We start from the raw sequence: 15364 nt of genomic DNA, 5'->3' as shown, positions 1-15364 counted from the left end.
GCTGCTTTGAAAGGAGACGGCCATGATGGCTGAAACAATGTCGATCGACACGCTGGTCATAGGCGCGGGGCAGGCCGGCGTGGCGATGAGCGAACACCTCAGCAAGCTGGGCGTGCAGCATCTCGTGCTGGAGCGCGGCCGCATCGCCGAACGCTGGCGCACCGCGCGCTGGGATTCGCTGGTCGCCAACGGACCGGCATGGCACGACCGCTTTCCCAATCGGGAATTTGCAGGCGATCCAGACGGATTTCCGGGCAAGGAGCAGGTGGCGGACTACTTCGTCGCCTACGCGCAGCAGTTCAACGCGCCGATCCGCACCGGCGTGGAAGTGACAGGTGTCGCGCGCCGCGAGGGGCGGCCGGGTTTCAGCGTCGAGACCTCCGACGGCACGTTCACGGCGAACCGCGTGGTGGTGGCGACCGGCCCGTTCCAGCGCCCGGTGATTCCACCCATCGCGCCGCGCGATGCGTCCATCACGCAACTCCATTCGGTGGACTACCGCAATCCCGCGCAGTTGCCCGACGGCGCCGTGCTGGTGGTGGGGGCGGGCTCGTCGGGCACGCAGATCGCCGACGAATTGCGGCGCGCGGGTCGCACCGTGTATCTGTCGGTCGGCGCGCATGATCGTCCGCCGCGCAGCTATCGCAATCGCGACTTCTGCTGGTGGCTCGGCGTGCTCGGCGAATGGGACAAGGAAGTCGCCACCCCCGGGCGCGAACATGTGACGATCGCGGTGAGCGGCGCATATGGCGGCAAGACCATCGATTTTCGCCGCCTCGCGTACGAGGGCATGACGCTCGTCGGCGTGACGAAGTCGTTCGAGAACGGCGTGGTGAGATTCGAACAGGACCTTGCTGCGAACCTGAAGCGCGGCGACGAGAATCTGATGTCGCTGCTCGATGCCGCCGATGCCTACGTGGCACGAAACGGAATCGACCTGCCCGCCGAGCCGACAGCGCGCGATATTCCGCCTGATCCCGAATGCGTGACTCATCCGTTGCGCGAACTCGATCTCGCGAAGGCGAACGTCAACACCATTATCTGGGCGACCGGCTATGCGCTCGACTTTAGCTGGCTGCACGTCGATGTGTTCGACGAGCAAGGCAAGCCGAAGCATCAGCGCGGCGTCTCCAAAGAACCGGGCCTCTATTTTCTTGGCTTGCCGTGGTTGTCGCGCCGTGGGTCGTCGTTCATCTGGGGAGTGTGGCACGACGCGAAGCACATCGCCGATCACATCGTCACGCAACGCAAATATCTGGACTATCGCGACGCGGCGCAACGCAAGGACGATGCGCAGCGCGCGCAGGTTCGCGACACGCCTGACGCGCCCGACGTTTCGAATGTTCTGAAAGCCAACGAACAAGGAGTGATCTGATGCCGACCCATACTCGCATCCGGATGTTCAACACGAAGGACACGTATCCGAACCAGTCGCTCGATAACGATCTTTGCCAGGCGGTACGCGCCGGCAACACGGTCTATGTGCGCGGCCAGGTCGGCACGGACTTCGAAGGCAATCTCGTGGGTCTCGGCGACCCGCGTGCCCAGGCCGAACAGGCGATGAAGAACGTCAAGCAGTTGCTCGAAGAAGCGGGCAGCGATCTGTCGCACATCGTCAAGACGACAACCTACATCATCGACCCACGCTATCGCGAGCCTGTGTATCAGGAAGTCGGCAAGTGGCTCAAGGGCATATTCCCGATTTCGACCGGTTTGTGCGTCAGCGCGCTCGGCCAGCCGCAATGGTTGATGGAGATCGACGTGATCGCGGTCATTCCGGACAACTGGACGCCGTCTCAGGCTTAAGGAGCGATGCCATGACGTTCTCGATCGTCGGACGCTGCCGGCAGAGCGGCCAGCTCGGCATTGCCATCAGTTCTTCGAGTATTGCAGTGGGCGCGCGCTGTCCGTGGGTGCGCGCGGGCGTCGGCGCGGTGGCGACGCAAAACGTGACCCTGCCGGCACTGGGTCCGCAGATTCTCGATCTCATCGAAACCCGCGGGCTCGCAGCCCACGCGGCGCTCGACGCGGCGCTCGGCGCGCACGAATGGCGGGCATACCGGCAGGTGAGCGTGGTCGACAACGAAGGCCGCACAGCGATGTTCACCGGCGACGAGGCGCTTGGTCTGCATCACGCGGTCGCCGGCGACCAATGTGTCGCGGCGGGCAACCTGCTCGCGAATACGCAGGTGATCGATTCGATGGTCAAGGCATTCGAGTTATCGGCGGGCGCGCTGGCCGACCGGCTGCTCGCCGCGATGCACGCAGCAGTGAAAGCGGGCGGGGAAGCCGGGCCCGTGCATTCGGCTGCGCTGAAGATCGCCGATACGCAGGTCTGGCCTATCGTCGATCTGCGCGTCGATTGGGCCGACGACGATCCGATCGGACGGCTCGACGCGCTTTGGCAGGCATATCGTCCGCAGATGCAGGACTATGTGACGCGCGCGCTGAATCCGACTGCCGCGCCAAGCTATGGCGTGCCCGGCGATGAATGATCACACGAGCCGCACCCTGCTGGAACGACTGATCGGATTCGCGACTGTCGCGCAGGCATCCCGACGGTCGTGTGCGGGCCGGGCAGCATGGATCAAGGATACAAGCCCGATGAATTCGTGACGGTCGATCAGTTGCAACGCTGCGACGCGATGCTGGTTCGGCTGGCGCGCTACGCGGGTGAGGAGGCTATGCCGGATTGAAACAGCGGACGGACTTCGACTCTCATACAATTGTTCGCAGCTGACCCACGGGAACGGGGTGACAGTTGTGCCAATCTGAGCGAGCGCGCATGCGGAATTCCCACAAGGCAGTAGCTCCCGAGCTTCGAGGCGCGCATGGTACGCCTACGCTCAGCGGCTCGTTGCTCGCGCTTCTGTTCTGGTGGCAGTCACTGACGCCAACGCTGATTCCGCGGTCGTGGGGAACGCAGACTGTGATCGGCGCGATCTGCCTGGCCATTGGCTATGGGCTAGGCACATTGGCCGATCGTGGCGTGCATCGACTCATCGCGCGATGGCGGCGCTCGCCCGGCAGCGAGATCCGCCGGCGTAGCTGGATCGTTCTGGCAGTGGCCTGGCTCATTGCGCTAGTCCTCGGCTCGAATCTATGGCTCGGCTGGCAGAACGAACAACGCAGTTTCATGGGGATGGCATCCCTCGTCTGGTTGGACGGTCTGCTGGTTGGCGTGCTGTCGCCGTTCGCCGCAGCGCTCCTCGTGGTCGTCGGGCGGGTAGTGGCCCGCGGTGTCGGCGCAGTGAAGCGGTTCATCCAGGGCCACGTGCCGTCGATCATCTCGCTGCCGGCAACAGCGCTGCTCATCGTCGTGATCGGCATGGCGCTCGGTCGCGGAGTCGCGCTTCCCGCTCTCACCAGGTTCTCCAACTTCGTCCACGCGCAGAGGAACGAGGACACGACTGAGGGAACCGTGGCACCCGAGTCGTCAGCAGTGTCCGGCAGCAGTGGATCGTTCGTCGCATGGGACACCTTGGGACGCATGGGTCGCGACTTTGTGGCAACAGTCACAACCAGGCGGCAGCTCGCGATGTTTCACGGGACTGATGCCGGGCTCGTTGATCCGGTGAGAGTCTACGTAGGTGTGCGTTCTGCGGACTCTCTCGAGCAGCGCGCGCAGCTCGCGGTCCGCGAGCTCGAGCGCGCGGGCGGGTTTGATCGGAAAGTACTGGTCGTGTGGGTACCCACCGGCACGGGATGGATAGTCCCCAATGGGTCAGCTTCGCTTGAGCAGTTATACCGTGGCGACACGGCGATCGTGGCGATTCAATACTCTTTCCTGCCTAGCCGGCTCGCCATCTTTATGGACGCAGGGCTCGCGGACGAGGCGGGTATCACGCTCTTCAACGCCGTTCGGGCACGGTGGTCAAAGCTCCCGCCGCAACGACGGCCGAAGCTCATTCTGTTCGGCAAGAGCCTCGGCGCCGCGGGGGTGGAAGCGCCTTTCGTGGGGGTGAATGCATCTGCCTCGGTGGCCAACATGGTGGCCGGCACGGATGGCGTGCTCATTGCCGGTGCCAAACAGAGCAATCTTATCCATTCGCAACTTACTCGCGAGCGCGATCGCGGGTCGCCCTTCTGGCAGCCGATCTTCGATGGGGGTCGCTCAGTACGGTTCCTGAACCGTGATCCGCATCAAGTGGCATTGGACGCCGACTGGCCGTCCCCGCGAATCGTCTATCTTCAGCATCCGGCAGATCCGGCCGTCTTCTGGAGTGTCGAGGCGTTCTGGTGGCCGCCGGAATGGATGGCTCGGCCCCGCGGCTTCGACATGCCTGACGCCATGCGTTGGTTTCCCGTCGTCTCGGGCGTGCAGGCAGTGGGCGACCTGATTCACCAGCTCGACGTGCCGCAGGGTTTCGGGCACAACTACTCGTTGGAGGACTACGCCACGGGTTGGTCCAGCGTGGTACCTCTCGAGGGCTGGACGGACGCCGACACCGAACGACTGGCCAAGTTCCTCGACGAGATCCCTGGCGACGAATCAGAGCCGTGACCGAGCAGAACAGGAAAGTCTGTGCGCGGCTTCTGCTTACGCTGATTCAGGGCTGAAGCAAAAACTCACGCGTCGGGTTGTGCGCTCATCACGCGCCGCGCGAGGGTCGCATAAGCAAGCGGTTCAAATCGATTGAGCCCATCCTTAACGGCAGGAACGTCGTGATCTCTGGCTTGCTGCTCCATCTGTGCGCACGCATCCGCCATTTCGGGCTCCTGAATCATCGCGAAGGAGCCGCGTACCGCATGAAGCTGGGCAAGCACCGTTTTGATATCACCTCGTTCAATGGCGGCGTGCAGCGCAGCAAGCGATTCTTTCAGCGACTGGATCATCGCGGCATGGATGCGCTCGGGCAATGGCCCTTGCGATATGTCGCGCCTCGTCGCGGTGTTGCTCGCGGGACGCTTGCCGGCCTCGCTGACGAGCCGCCGCACAGTCGCATCCATGGTGCCAAGCAGGACAGGCTTGAGCAGGATCTCGTCGATTCCGGCTTGCGTGCATTGCGTACGCTCTTCCGCTGCCACATGCGCGGTAATCGCGATGATCGGCACAGTTGCGCTTTGGTCGCGCAGGCACCGCGCGAGCGCGTACCCGTCCATCCCCGGCATATTGATGTCGGTCATCACGAGATCATAGTGGCGCTCGTTGAAGCGCCGCAATGCCGTTCCGCCACTATCGGCCATATCCGCCTCATATCCTAGCGTAGCGAGTTGCGCGACGATCAACTCCCGGTTTGCAAGCTGATCGTCGACCACGAGGATGTGAATGGCGTGTGTGTCGATCCCGGCAGACTCCCATTGGGTTTTGCCATCTTCTGGAGCGCTGACCGGTGTGCCTGAACTCACCGGAATGGGCAACGTCACGACAAAGGTACTGCCGGCATTCAACTCACTCTTCACCTGGATCGTGCCATGCATCAAGTCGGTCAGCCGCAGACAAAGCGCGAGTCCGAGTCCTGTTCCGCCATAGCGCCGCGCAATCGAAGAATCAGCCTGTGTAAATGCCGAAAAAAGCGTCTCCTGCTGCTGGGGCGTCATGCCGATGCCGGTGTCGCTCACGCCGATCACGATCGGAGAATCATCGGCCGTGTCGTCCTTGAGATAGACCTCGAGCAGCACCTCGCCCGTGGCCGTGAATTTGATCGCGTTACTGACCAGATTGACCGCGATCTGCCGGATTCTGGTTGGGTCACCGAGATAGTGCGGCGCGAGCGCATCGTCGATGACGCAGTCGAATTCGAGGCCCTTCGCATGCGCGACGGGTTCGAACATCGCGCCCACTTGTCGAATGACATCACCGAGGTCGAAGCTGATCGATTCGAGCGTCATCTGCCCAGACTCGACCTTCGAAAAATCGAGAACGTCGTTGATGATCCCGAGCAGCGCAGTGGACGACGACGTGACGACCCTTAGCCGATCCTCCTGCGACGGTGACAACGGCGAGCGTCCGAGCAACTCGAGGTTGCCGAGAATGGCATTGAGCGGCGTACGGATTTCGTGGCTCATCATCGCGAGGAACGCCGACTTCGCCTGATTGGCCGCATCGGCTGCCGCACGCGCCTCATTGAGCTTGCGTTCCGTGTTCTTGAGAGACGTGATGTCGGAGAAGCTGCACAGCAGCACGTCATGCCCCTGGTATTTGGTTCGAACCAGGCTTACCAACAGATCGTCGACACGGCCGTCCTTCAGTCTGAGAGGCATCTCGAGATCGGACTGCCACGCGGGGGCTCCTTCGGCGCGGTCGTAGAGACCATGCAACTGGATGTGCAATGGTGGATCATCCGGATGTGTGTTCGACCCGACGGTACGCATCAAGTCGTTCTGCAACAGCACGTCACCGCGCTCGAACGATAGCAGTGCAAATCCCGAAGGCGCCGCGGCCACCATGGTGCGGTTCAGGTTCTCGCTTTCGAAAACCCGCTGCGAGCGCACATAGCCTGGGGTGAATATCCTGTGATCGAGCAGAAGCAGGAGTGTCCACAAAAAAGCCGTCACCAGCAGCATCGCCGCTGTGTAGCCTAGGAGGCCTGGCCAAAGATCGACCAGGATCGTGCGCCAGGTAAAGCCGTACACAAGCTTCCAACCCGTGCTCGTCACCGGACCGCTGGCAATATAGAGGCCCCTCAGATACTGACGAGTCACTCTCGTGGATGATGTGGCATGCAGTTCCGCGCTGAGAATCTGATCTGTGAGCCCGCGACCGCCGCCTGTTGGGCCCATGGCAAGGAAGATCGGCTTGCCTGCGGCATCGACGATTATTGACGCTTCGTCATGGCGCTCCGAGGCAATCGCCGCGCTCAGCAGACTCGCAGGAACGGTGCGAACGGCGACGAGGAATGGCCTGCCCTGCGCAAACGCCGGCATTACCAATTTGAACGCTGGTTCCTTGCCAAACGCATCTGCGGACGGTGGGAACCACACCGGATCACGATTGGCAAACAATCTGGCCGCAACTACCGGGTCTGCCAGATTGCCGATGTCCGGCGCGAAGCGGTGCACGAGTTCATCGACGCTTTTCACACCATTCGATTGGAGCAGGTCGCCGTCCTTCGGTGCCGGAAAGATGAAAATGAGTCGGTGATCTGGCGTATACACATACCCTGCCGAACCGTTGGGCTGCACCCTGGCGATCGCGCCAAGGCGGTAGTTCAGCTCTTGCGCAAGCGCCAGATACCGGCTGACTTCCGGGTCGGGTTGCTGCTGGGTGATATCGCCTAACACCATCATTGCGTCTAACCGCTGGCTCTGCCGCAGAACAATGCGTCCATGTTGCGCGGCAAACGTTTTGAGAAGCACGTCTGGAGCGGCAAGATGCGTATTCCACCTCTCTTCTGCCTGCAGAACAAAGGACTGCGTGAGGAGTTTCCAGTCGAGAAAATCTAGCTGCAGGCGCGTGCGCCGAACGGTGAACTCGGTGTAGCGGTGTTCGATGTAGTCGTTGACCATCGAATACAGCAAAACCCCAGTCAGCAGCACGATGATCAACGAAATCGCAATGCCAGCGCTGTAGAAAAACGTGCGCTGATAGCGACTCAGAACACTGGGCTCGTGATCTCCTGGCTGGCCTGTGGGCGCCCGAAGCGCACTGCCGTGCTCATTGGATTTCCCGATCTGCGATGGCATGATTGCCTTGCATCCAGCGAAAAAAGAGAGGGTCTTTCAGCATCATAAGGCTGTTCTCGCCGTTCTGTTCCGCTATCCGATCTGGCTGCCGCGACCTCTCACCGGGACAAGCGCAATCGTCCGTCCTGCCCGGGCCAATACAAGGGTTACGACGCGAGCGTCGCCTGCGCGCCCAGATCCGCGAGTGGGTGCGCGCACGGCCGCCACGGCGACGCCAGAAACTGCAGCACACGTTCAGGTCGTACTGCAGCAAGCGTTGCTGGCGCCCAGCGCGGCTTACGGTCCTTGTCGACGAGATGCGCGCGCACGCCTTCGCTAAAGTCGCCATCTTCGATGGCCCGCGAAACGATGCCCAGCTCCATCCTGAAGCACTCGGCAAGCGTCATCTGACGGCCACGGAGCAGCGCATCGCGCGTGACGTACAGCATGGTCGGCGAATGCGACGTCATCGCGTCATAGGTCGTCTGCAGCCATTGACGCACTTCTCGCGGATGCTCGCGGTCCATATCCTGGCGCAGCGTCGCGACGATGCGCTCGACGTCCGCGCAGCGGTCGAAGTGACGCTGAATCCACGGCATGAACGTACTCAGGCTCGCGTGCGGCACGATATTGCAAGGCGGCTCGAACACCGTGCGCAGCGCGTGCGTCAGGTCGTCGGCGCTCGCGTCGGCTGTCGCGATGTGCAACAGCCGCTCTTCGAACGTCTCGAGCCATTCGGACGGCACGCACACATCGGCCAGCCCGACATGCAGCGCCTCCGCACCCGTGAGTGACACGCCCGTGAGCCCGACATACAGTTCGACCTCGACGGGCATCACGCTGAGAAAACGCGTCGCGCCGACGTCAGGCAGAAAACCGATGCGCGTTTCGGGCATTGCAATCTTCGTGCGTTCGGTGACGATGCGCAGTCGCGCCGCCTGGCCGAGCCCCATGCCGCCGCCCATCGTGATGCCGTCGAGCAGTGCGACAACAGGCTTGGGAAACGTATGTAACGCGTGGTCCAGGCGGTATTCGTCAACAAAAAACTGTTGCCAGCTGTTGTCATTGCGTCGGCGCGTCTCGTACAGCGAACGCACGTCGCCGCCTGCGCAGAAAGCCTTCGTACCGGCGCCGCGCAGCACGAGCGCAACGATATCGCCATCGTCGCGGCAGCGTTCGACGATCGCGGCCAGGTCGCGCACCATCTCGTGCGACAGCGCATTCAGCGCGGCCGGCCGGTCGAGCGTGACGATCGCGACGCGATTGATGACGCGAAACAGCACATTCTGCCCGGTGGCCGACCGCTGTTCGAGAACGGCGCTCATCGCTGTGACTCCTTCGCCGCTTGCCACTGGGGGGCGCGCTTTTCGAGGAACGCGTTGACGCCTTCGCGCTGGTCGGCGCCGTCGAACAGATCGACGAAGCGCTCGCGCTCGACGGCGAGCGCCGCCGAACGTGGCACGCCGTTTCGAGCCTGCTGGATCAGCTCCTTGCTGAACGTGACGGCCTGCGGACTGAGCCCCGCGACGCGTGTTGCCATCTGCAACGCGAACTCGCGGGCCGCCCCCTTTTCGACTACTTCTTCGACCAGACCGATGCGCAACGCGGTCGCTGCATCGACGCGCTCGCCCGTCAACACGATGCGCTTCGCCCAGCCTTCGCCGACGAGCCACGGCAGCGTCTGCGTGCCGCAGCCGCACGGCAGCAGACCGACGGCCGTTTCAGGCAGCGCCATGACCGCATGCTGTTCGGCGATGCGGATATCGCAGGCGAGCGCACATTCGAGGCCGCCGCCCATCGCATACCCGTTGATCGCCGCGATCACGACAGGTCGCGCGTTCTGCAATGCTTCGAACGCCGCGCCGAAACGCGCCGCCGCGATACGCGCCACTTCCTTGTTGCCATCGGCGAATGTGTTGAGATCGGCGCCCGCGCTGAAGAACTTAGGACCGCCGCCCGTTATCACAATGGCGCGCACCTGGGCTTCGCCGTTCAGGCGCCCGATGGTCTGCTGCAACTGCAACAGACCATCGGGCGTGAACGCGTTGGCAGGCGGCCGCTTCAAGGTCAGCAACGCAACGCTGCCCTCATGCGCGTATTCGAGTTCGATCATCACGAGTCTCCATCCTTGCGGTAGAGCTTGATGACGGCGGAGAAGTCGAGCTTGCCCGCACCCTTCGTGCTCATCGTCTGATAAAGCTGCTGCGCGAGCGCGCCGAGATAGACGGGCTGACGTGCGCTCTTTGCGGCATCGGTGGCGAGGCCGAGGTCCTTCAGCATCAGGTCGGTGCCGAAGCCGCCCGAATAGCCCCGCGTCGACGGCGCCGTTTCGATCACGCCCGGAAACGGGTTATACGTGTCCGAACTCCAGCAGCGCCCCGTGGAGGTATTGATGATGCCCCCGAGCACCTTCGGATCGATGCCGAGCGCTTCGCCGAGTGCCATCGCTTCGGAGACGCCCGCCATCGTGATGCCGAGCACGAGGTTGTTGCAGATCTTCGCGACCTGGCCAGTCGAGGTATCGCCGCAATGGACGATGTTCTTGCCCATCGCCGACAGCACCGGCTTGACGTGCTCGAAGACGGCAGCGCTGCCGCCGACCATGAAGGTCAGTGTGCCCGCTGCCGCTCCGCCTGTGCCACCCGACACGGGCGCATCAACGAACGTATTTCCGTTTTGCTTCGCCAGATCGGCGAATGATTTCACGCTGGCAGGGTCGATGGTGCTCGAGTCGATGACAGTGACGTTCTTCGCGATGCCGGCGAGAATGCCGTCATCGCCTGTCAGCACGCTTTTTACGTGTGCCGCTGCGGGGAGCATCGTGACGACGAACTCGACGTCCGTCGCTGCTGCCTTGGGCGATGTCGCTGCCTTTGCGCCTGCGTCGACCAGCGATTGCACTGCCTGGGTATTCAGATCGAAGACGTTGAGTGCGTGGCCCGCCTTCAGCAGATTTAGCGCCATCGGCGCGCCCATGTGGCCGAGTCCTACGAAGCCGATTTTCATATGGAGTTGTCCTCTATTTTCCGACTGTGGCAAAGAAGGTCACAGACGACCAGGCAGGCGCTACTTCAAGGTAATCGTGGTATTCACGCCATCGCTGACAGTCGCATCGTCAAACCACCGGGCTGTCACCGTCTTCGTCTGCGTGTAGAACTGCACGACCTGCTTGCCATAGGGTCCGAGATCCCCGAGCTTCGAACCACGGGAGCCCGTGAAGCTGAAAAACGGCACAGGTACGGGAATCGGGATATTGATGCCGACCTGGCCGATATCGATCTCGCTCTGGAACTTGCGCGCCGCCGCGCCGCTTTGTGTGAACAGACCAACGCCGTTGCCCATCGGATTGCTATTGACGAGCGCGATGGCATCGTCGAGCGTTGGGACCGTCATGACGCACAGCACGGGACCGAAGATTTCCGACTTGTAGACGTCCATGCTGGTCGTCACGTCGCTGAAGATCGTCGGGCCGACAAAGTTGCCGTCTTTATAGCCCGGCACATTGACGTACCGGCCGTCGAGCACCAGATTTGCGCCTTCTTTCACGCCGGCATCGATAAGATTTAGGATGCGCTTCTTCGCTGCGCGCGAAACCACCGGGCCAACGTCCGTCTTCGGTTCGTGACCCGCGTTCACCTTCAGCGTCCTGGCCTTCTCGACCAGCTCCGGCAGCCAGTCCTTCGACGCACCGACCAGCACGACCACCGACGTCGCCATGCAGCGCTGGCCCGCCGCGCCGAAGCCCGCGCCCGCAAGCGCATTGAGCGTTTGCTCGCGGTTCGCGTCGGGCAGCACGACGGCGTGGTTCTTCGCGCCCATCATCGACTGCACGCGCTTGCCGTGCTCGCTCCCGAGGTTGTACACGTGTGTGCCCACAGCCGTCGAGCCGACGAACGAGATCGCTTTGACGTGTTCATGCGTGCACAGCGCGTCGACGACTTCCTTGCCGCCATGTACGACGTTGAGCACGCCCTTTGGCACACCGGCTTCGAGCGCGAGTTCGACGAGTTGCATCGTCGACAGCGGGTCCTGCTCGGATGGCTTCAGCACGAACGTGTTGCCGCAGACGAGCGCCATCGGAAACATCCACAGCGGGATCATCGCCGGGAAGTTGAACGGCGTGATACCCGCACACACGCCAATCGGCTGACGCAGTGTGTACGTGTCGACGCCGCCCGCGACGTTCTCCGCGAACTCGCCCTGCTGCAGCGTGCCGATCGAGCACGCATGCTCGACCACTTCGAGGCCGCGGAAGATATCGCCCTCCGCATCGGGCAGCGTCTTGCCCTGTTCAGCAGTCAAGGTCTTTGCAATGCGCGGCATGTTCTCGCGGATCAGCGCCTGGTACTTCAGCATGATGCGCATCCTTGCGCCGATGGGCGTGTTTTTCCACGTGGCGAACGCGGCGTGCGCGCAGCGGATTGCGGCGTCCACTTCCTCTTTGGTCGCGAATGGTACGCGCGCAAGCACTTCCTGCGTCGCCGGATTCACGACGTCGCGCCACTCGGTCGTATTCGACTCGACGAACTCGCCGTTGATCAGCAGTTTGACGGACGCGATCTTGCGGTCCGGGGTAGTCATTGGAATTGCGCTCATACTCAATGTCTCCAGTTCAGGGTCGCCGCTTGCATACGGCCCGGGCATGATGAATCGAATCGCGGCAAGTGCCGCCTCTGCGCGGTTTGTTACGCTCAAACGTGCCGCGCGATGACCATTCTTTGTACTTCGCTGGTCCCTTCGTAGATTTGCGTGATTCGGGCGTCGCGATAGTGCCGCTCGACGGCGTAGTCTTCGAGGTAGCCATAGCCGCCGTGGATCTGGACTGCCTTCGAGCAGACCTCTTCGGCCAGTTCCGACGCATACAGCTTTGCCTGCGACGCTTCTGACAGACACGGCCGGCCGGCGCTGCGCAGCCGCGCTGCGTGATGGACGAGAAGGCGCCCGGCGTTCAGGCGCGTGGCCATGTCGGCGAGCATGTTGGCGATGGTTTGATGCTCTTTCAGCGGTTTGCCGAACTGGATGCGCTCGTTCGCATACGCACGGGCTGCGTCAAAAGCCGCGCGTGCAATGCCGATGGCCTGCGCCGCGATGCCAATGCGTCCACCTTCGAGATTCGACAGTGCGATGCGCAAGCCTTCTCCTCGCGCACCGAGCAGGTTCGCTTCGGGGATTGCGCAGTCGTCGAGCGAGATAGGGCAGGTATCCGACGCGCGAATGCCGAGCTTGTTCTCGGGACGGCCCACGTTGAAGCCCGGCGTATCCGTCGGCACGATGAAGGCAGAGATGCCGCGTTTGCCCGCGTCGGGGTCCGTGACGGCGAACACGATCGCGATACTCGCTCGCGCGCCGTTCGTCACGAACTGTTTGCTGCCGTTGATGATCCACTGACCGTCGCGCAGCACGGCGCGCGTGCGCAGGTTGTTCGCTTCACTGCCTGCCTGCGGTTCGGTGAGGCAAAAGGCGCCGATGCGCTTGCCCGTCGCAAGATCGGCGAGATAGCGGTCTTTCTGCGCCTCGGTACCAAAGTTGAGAATCGGTCCACAGCCCACCGAGTTGTGCACGCTCATTAGCGTCGCACAGGCTGCGCAGCCGGCGGCGATCTCTTCCAGTGCGATCGCATAGGCGATGTAGTCGCTGTACGAGCCGCCCCATTCGGACGGCACGATCATGCCAAGAAAGCCGAGTTCCCCCATCTGCGTGACGACGTCTGCAGGCAACTTGCCATCACGGTCCCATCGCGCAGCGTTAGGGGCAAGGCAATTGACCGAAAAGTTGCGCGCCGCGTCGCGAATCATCCGTTGTTCGTCGGTATAGAAATCGTCCATGCATGTAGCCTCGAGTCTCTGGAACTCATGAGCGAACCAGTGTAGGCGCCCAGGCCATGACATTCCGATGCCGTGTTCGATCATTTTTGATGAGCGGATTTGCCACACATCGCGACAGACTGGACGAGTGCGTTGATATTGTTTAAATTAGAATCGTGTGTCTAATTTTGAAGGAATCTGCGATGACCGATGTTTGGCTGAATGCGGGCGAAGACGAGCGTCTCATGGCGTCTCATGGCTGAGTCGTCCGCAACGAAAAGAGCCCGGGGAGTCGCCCGGCGGCCCAGTCAGTCAAGGGGCCACGTGCGGGTGGAGGCGATCCTTGATGCAACGGCATCGAGTATCGCGCAGGACGGTCTGGCCGGAATGACGATGCATGGCGTGGCTCAAAGGGCGAAGACGTCAATCGGCTCTCTGTATCACTTCTTTCCCGACCGAGCCAGCTTGTTGCTCGGGCTAGTCAGCAGGCACGACACGGCTATTGCGGCGATCAACAGTGAAGTGATGGAAGTGTCTGCCGAAGTCTGGCAGCAGCTTTCGGCTGCGGACGCGATCAATCATCTGATGACGCCTTATGTCGACTATGTTCGGGCGCATCCAGACTACTTCCTTCTGATGCACGACAGGCGTTCGCTGCAGAACGAGGAGAGGTTCACCGAGGGGCTCAGGCGATTGGTCAATGCCCGTCTGCCCAAAATCAAGCCCGCTGCCCGAGGGCGGCACACAGCCATGCTGTATGCAATCGCGGTCGGAATTATGCGTGTGGCCTTTGACGTCGAGCCTAAACAGTTGGGCTTTTATCTGCGTGAATTGCCGAGGGTGATGTCAGCCTATCTTGCCGATGTTGAGTCTGAGGCGGGCGCCAGCAAGAAGTAGGTGATTGTCGCTGGAACGGGCGACAGATCCATCGACTCGACAATTGTTCTACAAAATAAAAATGACTGAAGATCTACTTCGTGCGAATGCGATTGACACACAGTTGTGCGCTGTCGGAAACGGCGATTTGTGTGAAGACCAAACAGCAGAATGGGCGGACGCGGCAAGGCCCGTCGCGGTTGATTCATTAGACGGCGCGCTCGCGCGTGCCACGGCAGCATTGCTCGGCACGCAGCGTGCCGACGGCCACTGGGTCTTCGAGCTTGAGGCGGACTCGACGATCCCGGCAGAATATGTGCTGTTCGTCCACTATCTTGGTGAGACGCCCAATCTAGAGCTTGAGCAGAAGATCGCTCGCTATCTGCGCCGTATTCAACTTCCCCAAGGCGGCTGGCCATTGTTCACTGGTGGGGCGCCGAACATCAGCGCGAGCGTGAAGGCCTATTTTGCGCTGAAGATGATCGGTGACGACGAGAACGCCGAGCATATGCGGCTGGCAAGACGCGCGATTCACACCATGGGCGGCGCCGAAATGTCGAACGTGTTCACGCGCATCCAACTCGCGCTATATGGTGCGATTTCGTGGCAAGCAGTGCCGATGATGCCCGCTGAGATCATGCTGCTGCCCAAATGGTTTCCGTTCCACCTGACGAAGGTGTCCTACTGGGCACGTACGGTCATTGTGCCGCTGCTCGTGTTGAACGCGAAGCGGCCCATCGCGAAGAACCCGCGGGGCGTGCGCGTCGACGAGCTGTTCATCGAGCCGGCCATGAAGGTCGGCCTGCTACAGCGCCAATCGCACCAGAATGCGGGCTGGTTCGCATTTTTCCGCGGAGTCGACCATGTGCTACGCGCGGTCGATGGACTGTTTCCGAAATACACGCGTGAACGCGCGATCCGTCAGGCGGTTGCATTCGTCGACGAGCGCCTGAACGGCGAAGACGGACTTGGAGCAATCTACCCGGCGATGGCCAATGCGGTGATGATGTACGACGCGCTCGGTTATCCGGAAGATCATCCGAATCGTGCGATTGCGCGGCAGTCGGTCGAGAAGTTAC

11 protein-coding genes and 2 pseudogenes are annotated in these 15364 nt (G+C 61.9%); 7 read left to right on the top strand and 6 right to left on the bottom strand.

Annotation, left to right across the window (positions count from 1 at the left end; all coding sequences use genetic code 11):
* The first annotated feature begins 22 nt into the window (after positions 1-22).
* The 5 genes and pseudogenes from L0U81_RS27105 to L0U81_RS27085 all read left to right on the top strand — a co-directional run bounded on the left by L0U81_RS27105 (position 23) and on the right by L0U81_RS27085 (position 4504).
* A complete protein-coding gene (locus tag L0U81_RS27105; RefSeq protein ID WP_233808012.1) occupies positions 23-1375 on the top strand; it encodes a flavin-containing monooxygenase in 1353 nt (450 codons plus the stop codon).
* Positions 1375-1806, top strand: coding sequence for a RidA family protein (locus L0U81_RS27100; RefSeq protein WP_233808011.1), 432 nt, complete (start codon positions 1375-1377; stop codon positions 1804-1806). The genes L0U81_RS27105 and L0U81_RS27100 overlap by 1 nt, the downstream gene beginning before the upstream one ends.
* An 11-nt stretch (positions 1807-1817) precedes the next feature.
* Positions 1818-2495, top strand: coding sequence for a DUF1028 domain-containing protein (locus L0U81_RS27095; protein ID WP_233808010.1), 678 nt, complete (start codon positions 1818-1820; stop codon positions 2493-2495).
* Between the two features lie 48 nt (positions 2496-2543).
* Positions 2544-2696: pseudogene (locus L0U81_RS27090) on the top strand (acetylornithine deacetylase); the annotation flags it as partial.
* 89 nt (positions 2697-2785) lie between these two features.
* Entirely contained in the window at positions 2786-4504 is a 1719-nt protein-coding gene (locus tag L0U81_RS27085) for an alpha/beta-hydrolase family protein (RefSeq protein ID WP_233808009.1), read from the top strand.
* Between the two features lie 65 nt (positions 4505-4569).
* On the opposite strand, the gene L0U81_RS27080 is transcribed toward L0U81_RS27085, so the two are convergent.
* The 6 genes from L0U81_RS27080 to L0U81_RS27055 all read right to left on the bottom strand — a co-directional run bounded on the left by L0U81_RS27080 (position 4570) and on the right by L0U81_RS27055 (position 13430).
* Positions 4570-7626 (bottom strand): ATP-binding protein, encoded by a 3057-nt coding sequence (locus L0U81_RS27080; protein WP_233808005.1) that lies wholly within the window; start codon positions 7624-7626, stop codon positions 4570-4572.
* A 146-nt stretch (positions 7627-7772) separates the two neighbouring features.
* Positions 7773-8930, bottom strand: coding sequence for an enoyl-CoA hydratase/isomerase family protein (locus tag L0U81_RS27075; protein ID WP_233808004.1), 1158 nt, complete (start codon positions 8928-8930; stop codon positions 7773-7775).
* The gene (locus tag L0U81_RS27070) at positions 8927-9718 is read right to left on the bottom strand and encodes an enoyl-CoA hydratase (RefSeq protein ID WP_233808003.1); all 792 of its coding nucleotides are present in this window, start codon (positions 9716-9718) and stop codon (positions 8927-8929) included. The genes L0U81_RS27075 and L0U81_RS27070 overlap by 4 nt, the downstream gene beginning before the upstream one ends.
* Positions 9718-10611, bottom strand: coding sequence for a 3-hydroxyisobutyrate dehydrogenase (mmsB, locus tag L0U81_RS27065; RefSeq protein ID WP_233808001.1), 894 nt, complete (start codon positions 10609-10611; stop codon positions 9718-9720). The genes L0U81_RS27070 and mmsB overlap by 1 nt, the downstream gene beginning before the upstream one ends.
* 60 nt (positions 10612-10671) lie before the next feature.
* On the bottom strand, positions 10672-12201 hold the full coding sequence (locus L0U81_RS27060; protein ID WP_233807999.1) for a CoA-acylating methylmalonate-semialdehyde dehydrogenase: 1530 nt from the start codon (positions 12199-12201) through the stop codon (positions 10672-10674).
* A gap of 95 nt (positions 12202-12296) precedes the next feature.
* Positions 12297-13430 (bottom strand): acyl-CoA dehydrogenase family protein, encoded by a 1134-nt coding sequence (locus L0U81_RS27055; RefSeq protein WP_233807997.1) that lies wholly within the window; start codon positions 13428-13430, stop codon positions 12297-12299.
* A 309-nt stretch (positions 13431-13739) separates the two neighbouring features.
* On the opposite strand from L0U81_RS27055, the gene L0U81_RS27050 reads away from it, so the two are divergent.
* Both L0U81_RS27050 and L0U81_RS27045 read left to right on the top strand, forming a co-directional pair.
* Entirely contained in the window at positions 13740-14306 is a 567-nt protein-coding gene (locus L0U81_RS27050; protein ID WP_233807990.1) for a TetR/AcrR family transcriptional regulator, read from the top strand.
* Positions 14307-14367: 61 nt separating this feature from the next.
* A pseudogene (locus tag L0U81_RS27045) lies at positions 14368-15364 on the top strand (squalene--hopene cyclase); the annotation flags it as partial.

The sequence above is a fragment of the Paraburkholderia sp. HP33-1 genome, assembly GCF_021390595.1.
Lineage (GTDB): Bacteria > Pseudomonadota > Gammaproteobacteria > Burkholderiales > Burkholderiaceae > Paraburkholderia.
Note: the sequence above shows the minus strand (reverse complement) of the source record. Positions and strands in the feature narration are given on the sequence as shown.

What these genes read in the sequence shown, in the direction of transcription:
- L0U81_RS27105 (WP_233808012.1), top strand. Translation starts at nt 23, where the DNA reads ATGATGGCTGAAACAATGTCGATCGACACGCTGGTCATAGGCGCGGGG.
- L0U81_RS27100 (WP_233808011.1), top strand. Translation starts at nt 1,375, where the DNA reads ATGCCGACCCATACTCGCATCCGGATGTTCAACACGAAGGACACGTAT.
- L0U81_RS27095 (WP_233808010.1), top strand. Translation starts at nt 1,818, where the DNA reads ATGACGTTCTCGATCGTCGGACGCTGCCGGCAGAGCGGCCAGCTCGGC.
- L0U81_RS27085 (WP_233808009.1), top strand. Translation starts at nt 2,786, where the DNA reads ATGCGGAATTCCCACAAGGCAGTAGCTCCCGAGCTTCGAGGCGCGCAT.
- L0U81_RS27080 (WP_233808005.1), bottom strand. Translation starts at nt 7,626, where the DNA reads ATGCCATCGCAGATCGGGAAATCCAATGAGCACGGCAGTGCGCTTCGG.
- L0U81_RS27075 (WP_233808004.1), bottom strand. Translation starts at nt 8,930, where the DNA reads ATGAGCGCCGTTCTCGAACAGCGGTCGGCCACCGGGCAGAATGTGCTG.
- L0U81_RS27070 (WP_233808003.1), bottom strand. Translation starts at nt 9,718, where the DNA reads ATGATCGAACTCGAATACGCGCATGAGGGCAGCGTTGCGTTGCTGACC.
- mmsB (WP_233808001.1), bottom strand. Translation starts at nt 10,611, where the DNA reads ATGAAAATCGGCTTCGTAGGACTCGGCCACATGGGCGCGCCGATGGCG.
- L0U81_RS27060 (WP_233807999.1), bottom strand. Translation starts at nt 12,201, where the DNA reads ATGAGCGCAATTCCAATGACTACCCCGGACCGCAAGATCGCGTCCGTC.
- L0U81_RS27055 (WP_233807997.1), bottom strand. Translation starts at nt 13,430, where the DNA reads ATGGACGATTTCTATACCGACGAACAACGGATGATTCGCGACGCGGCG.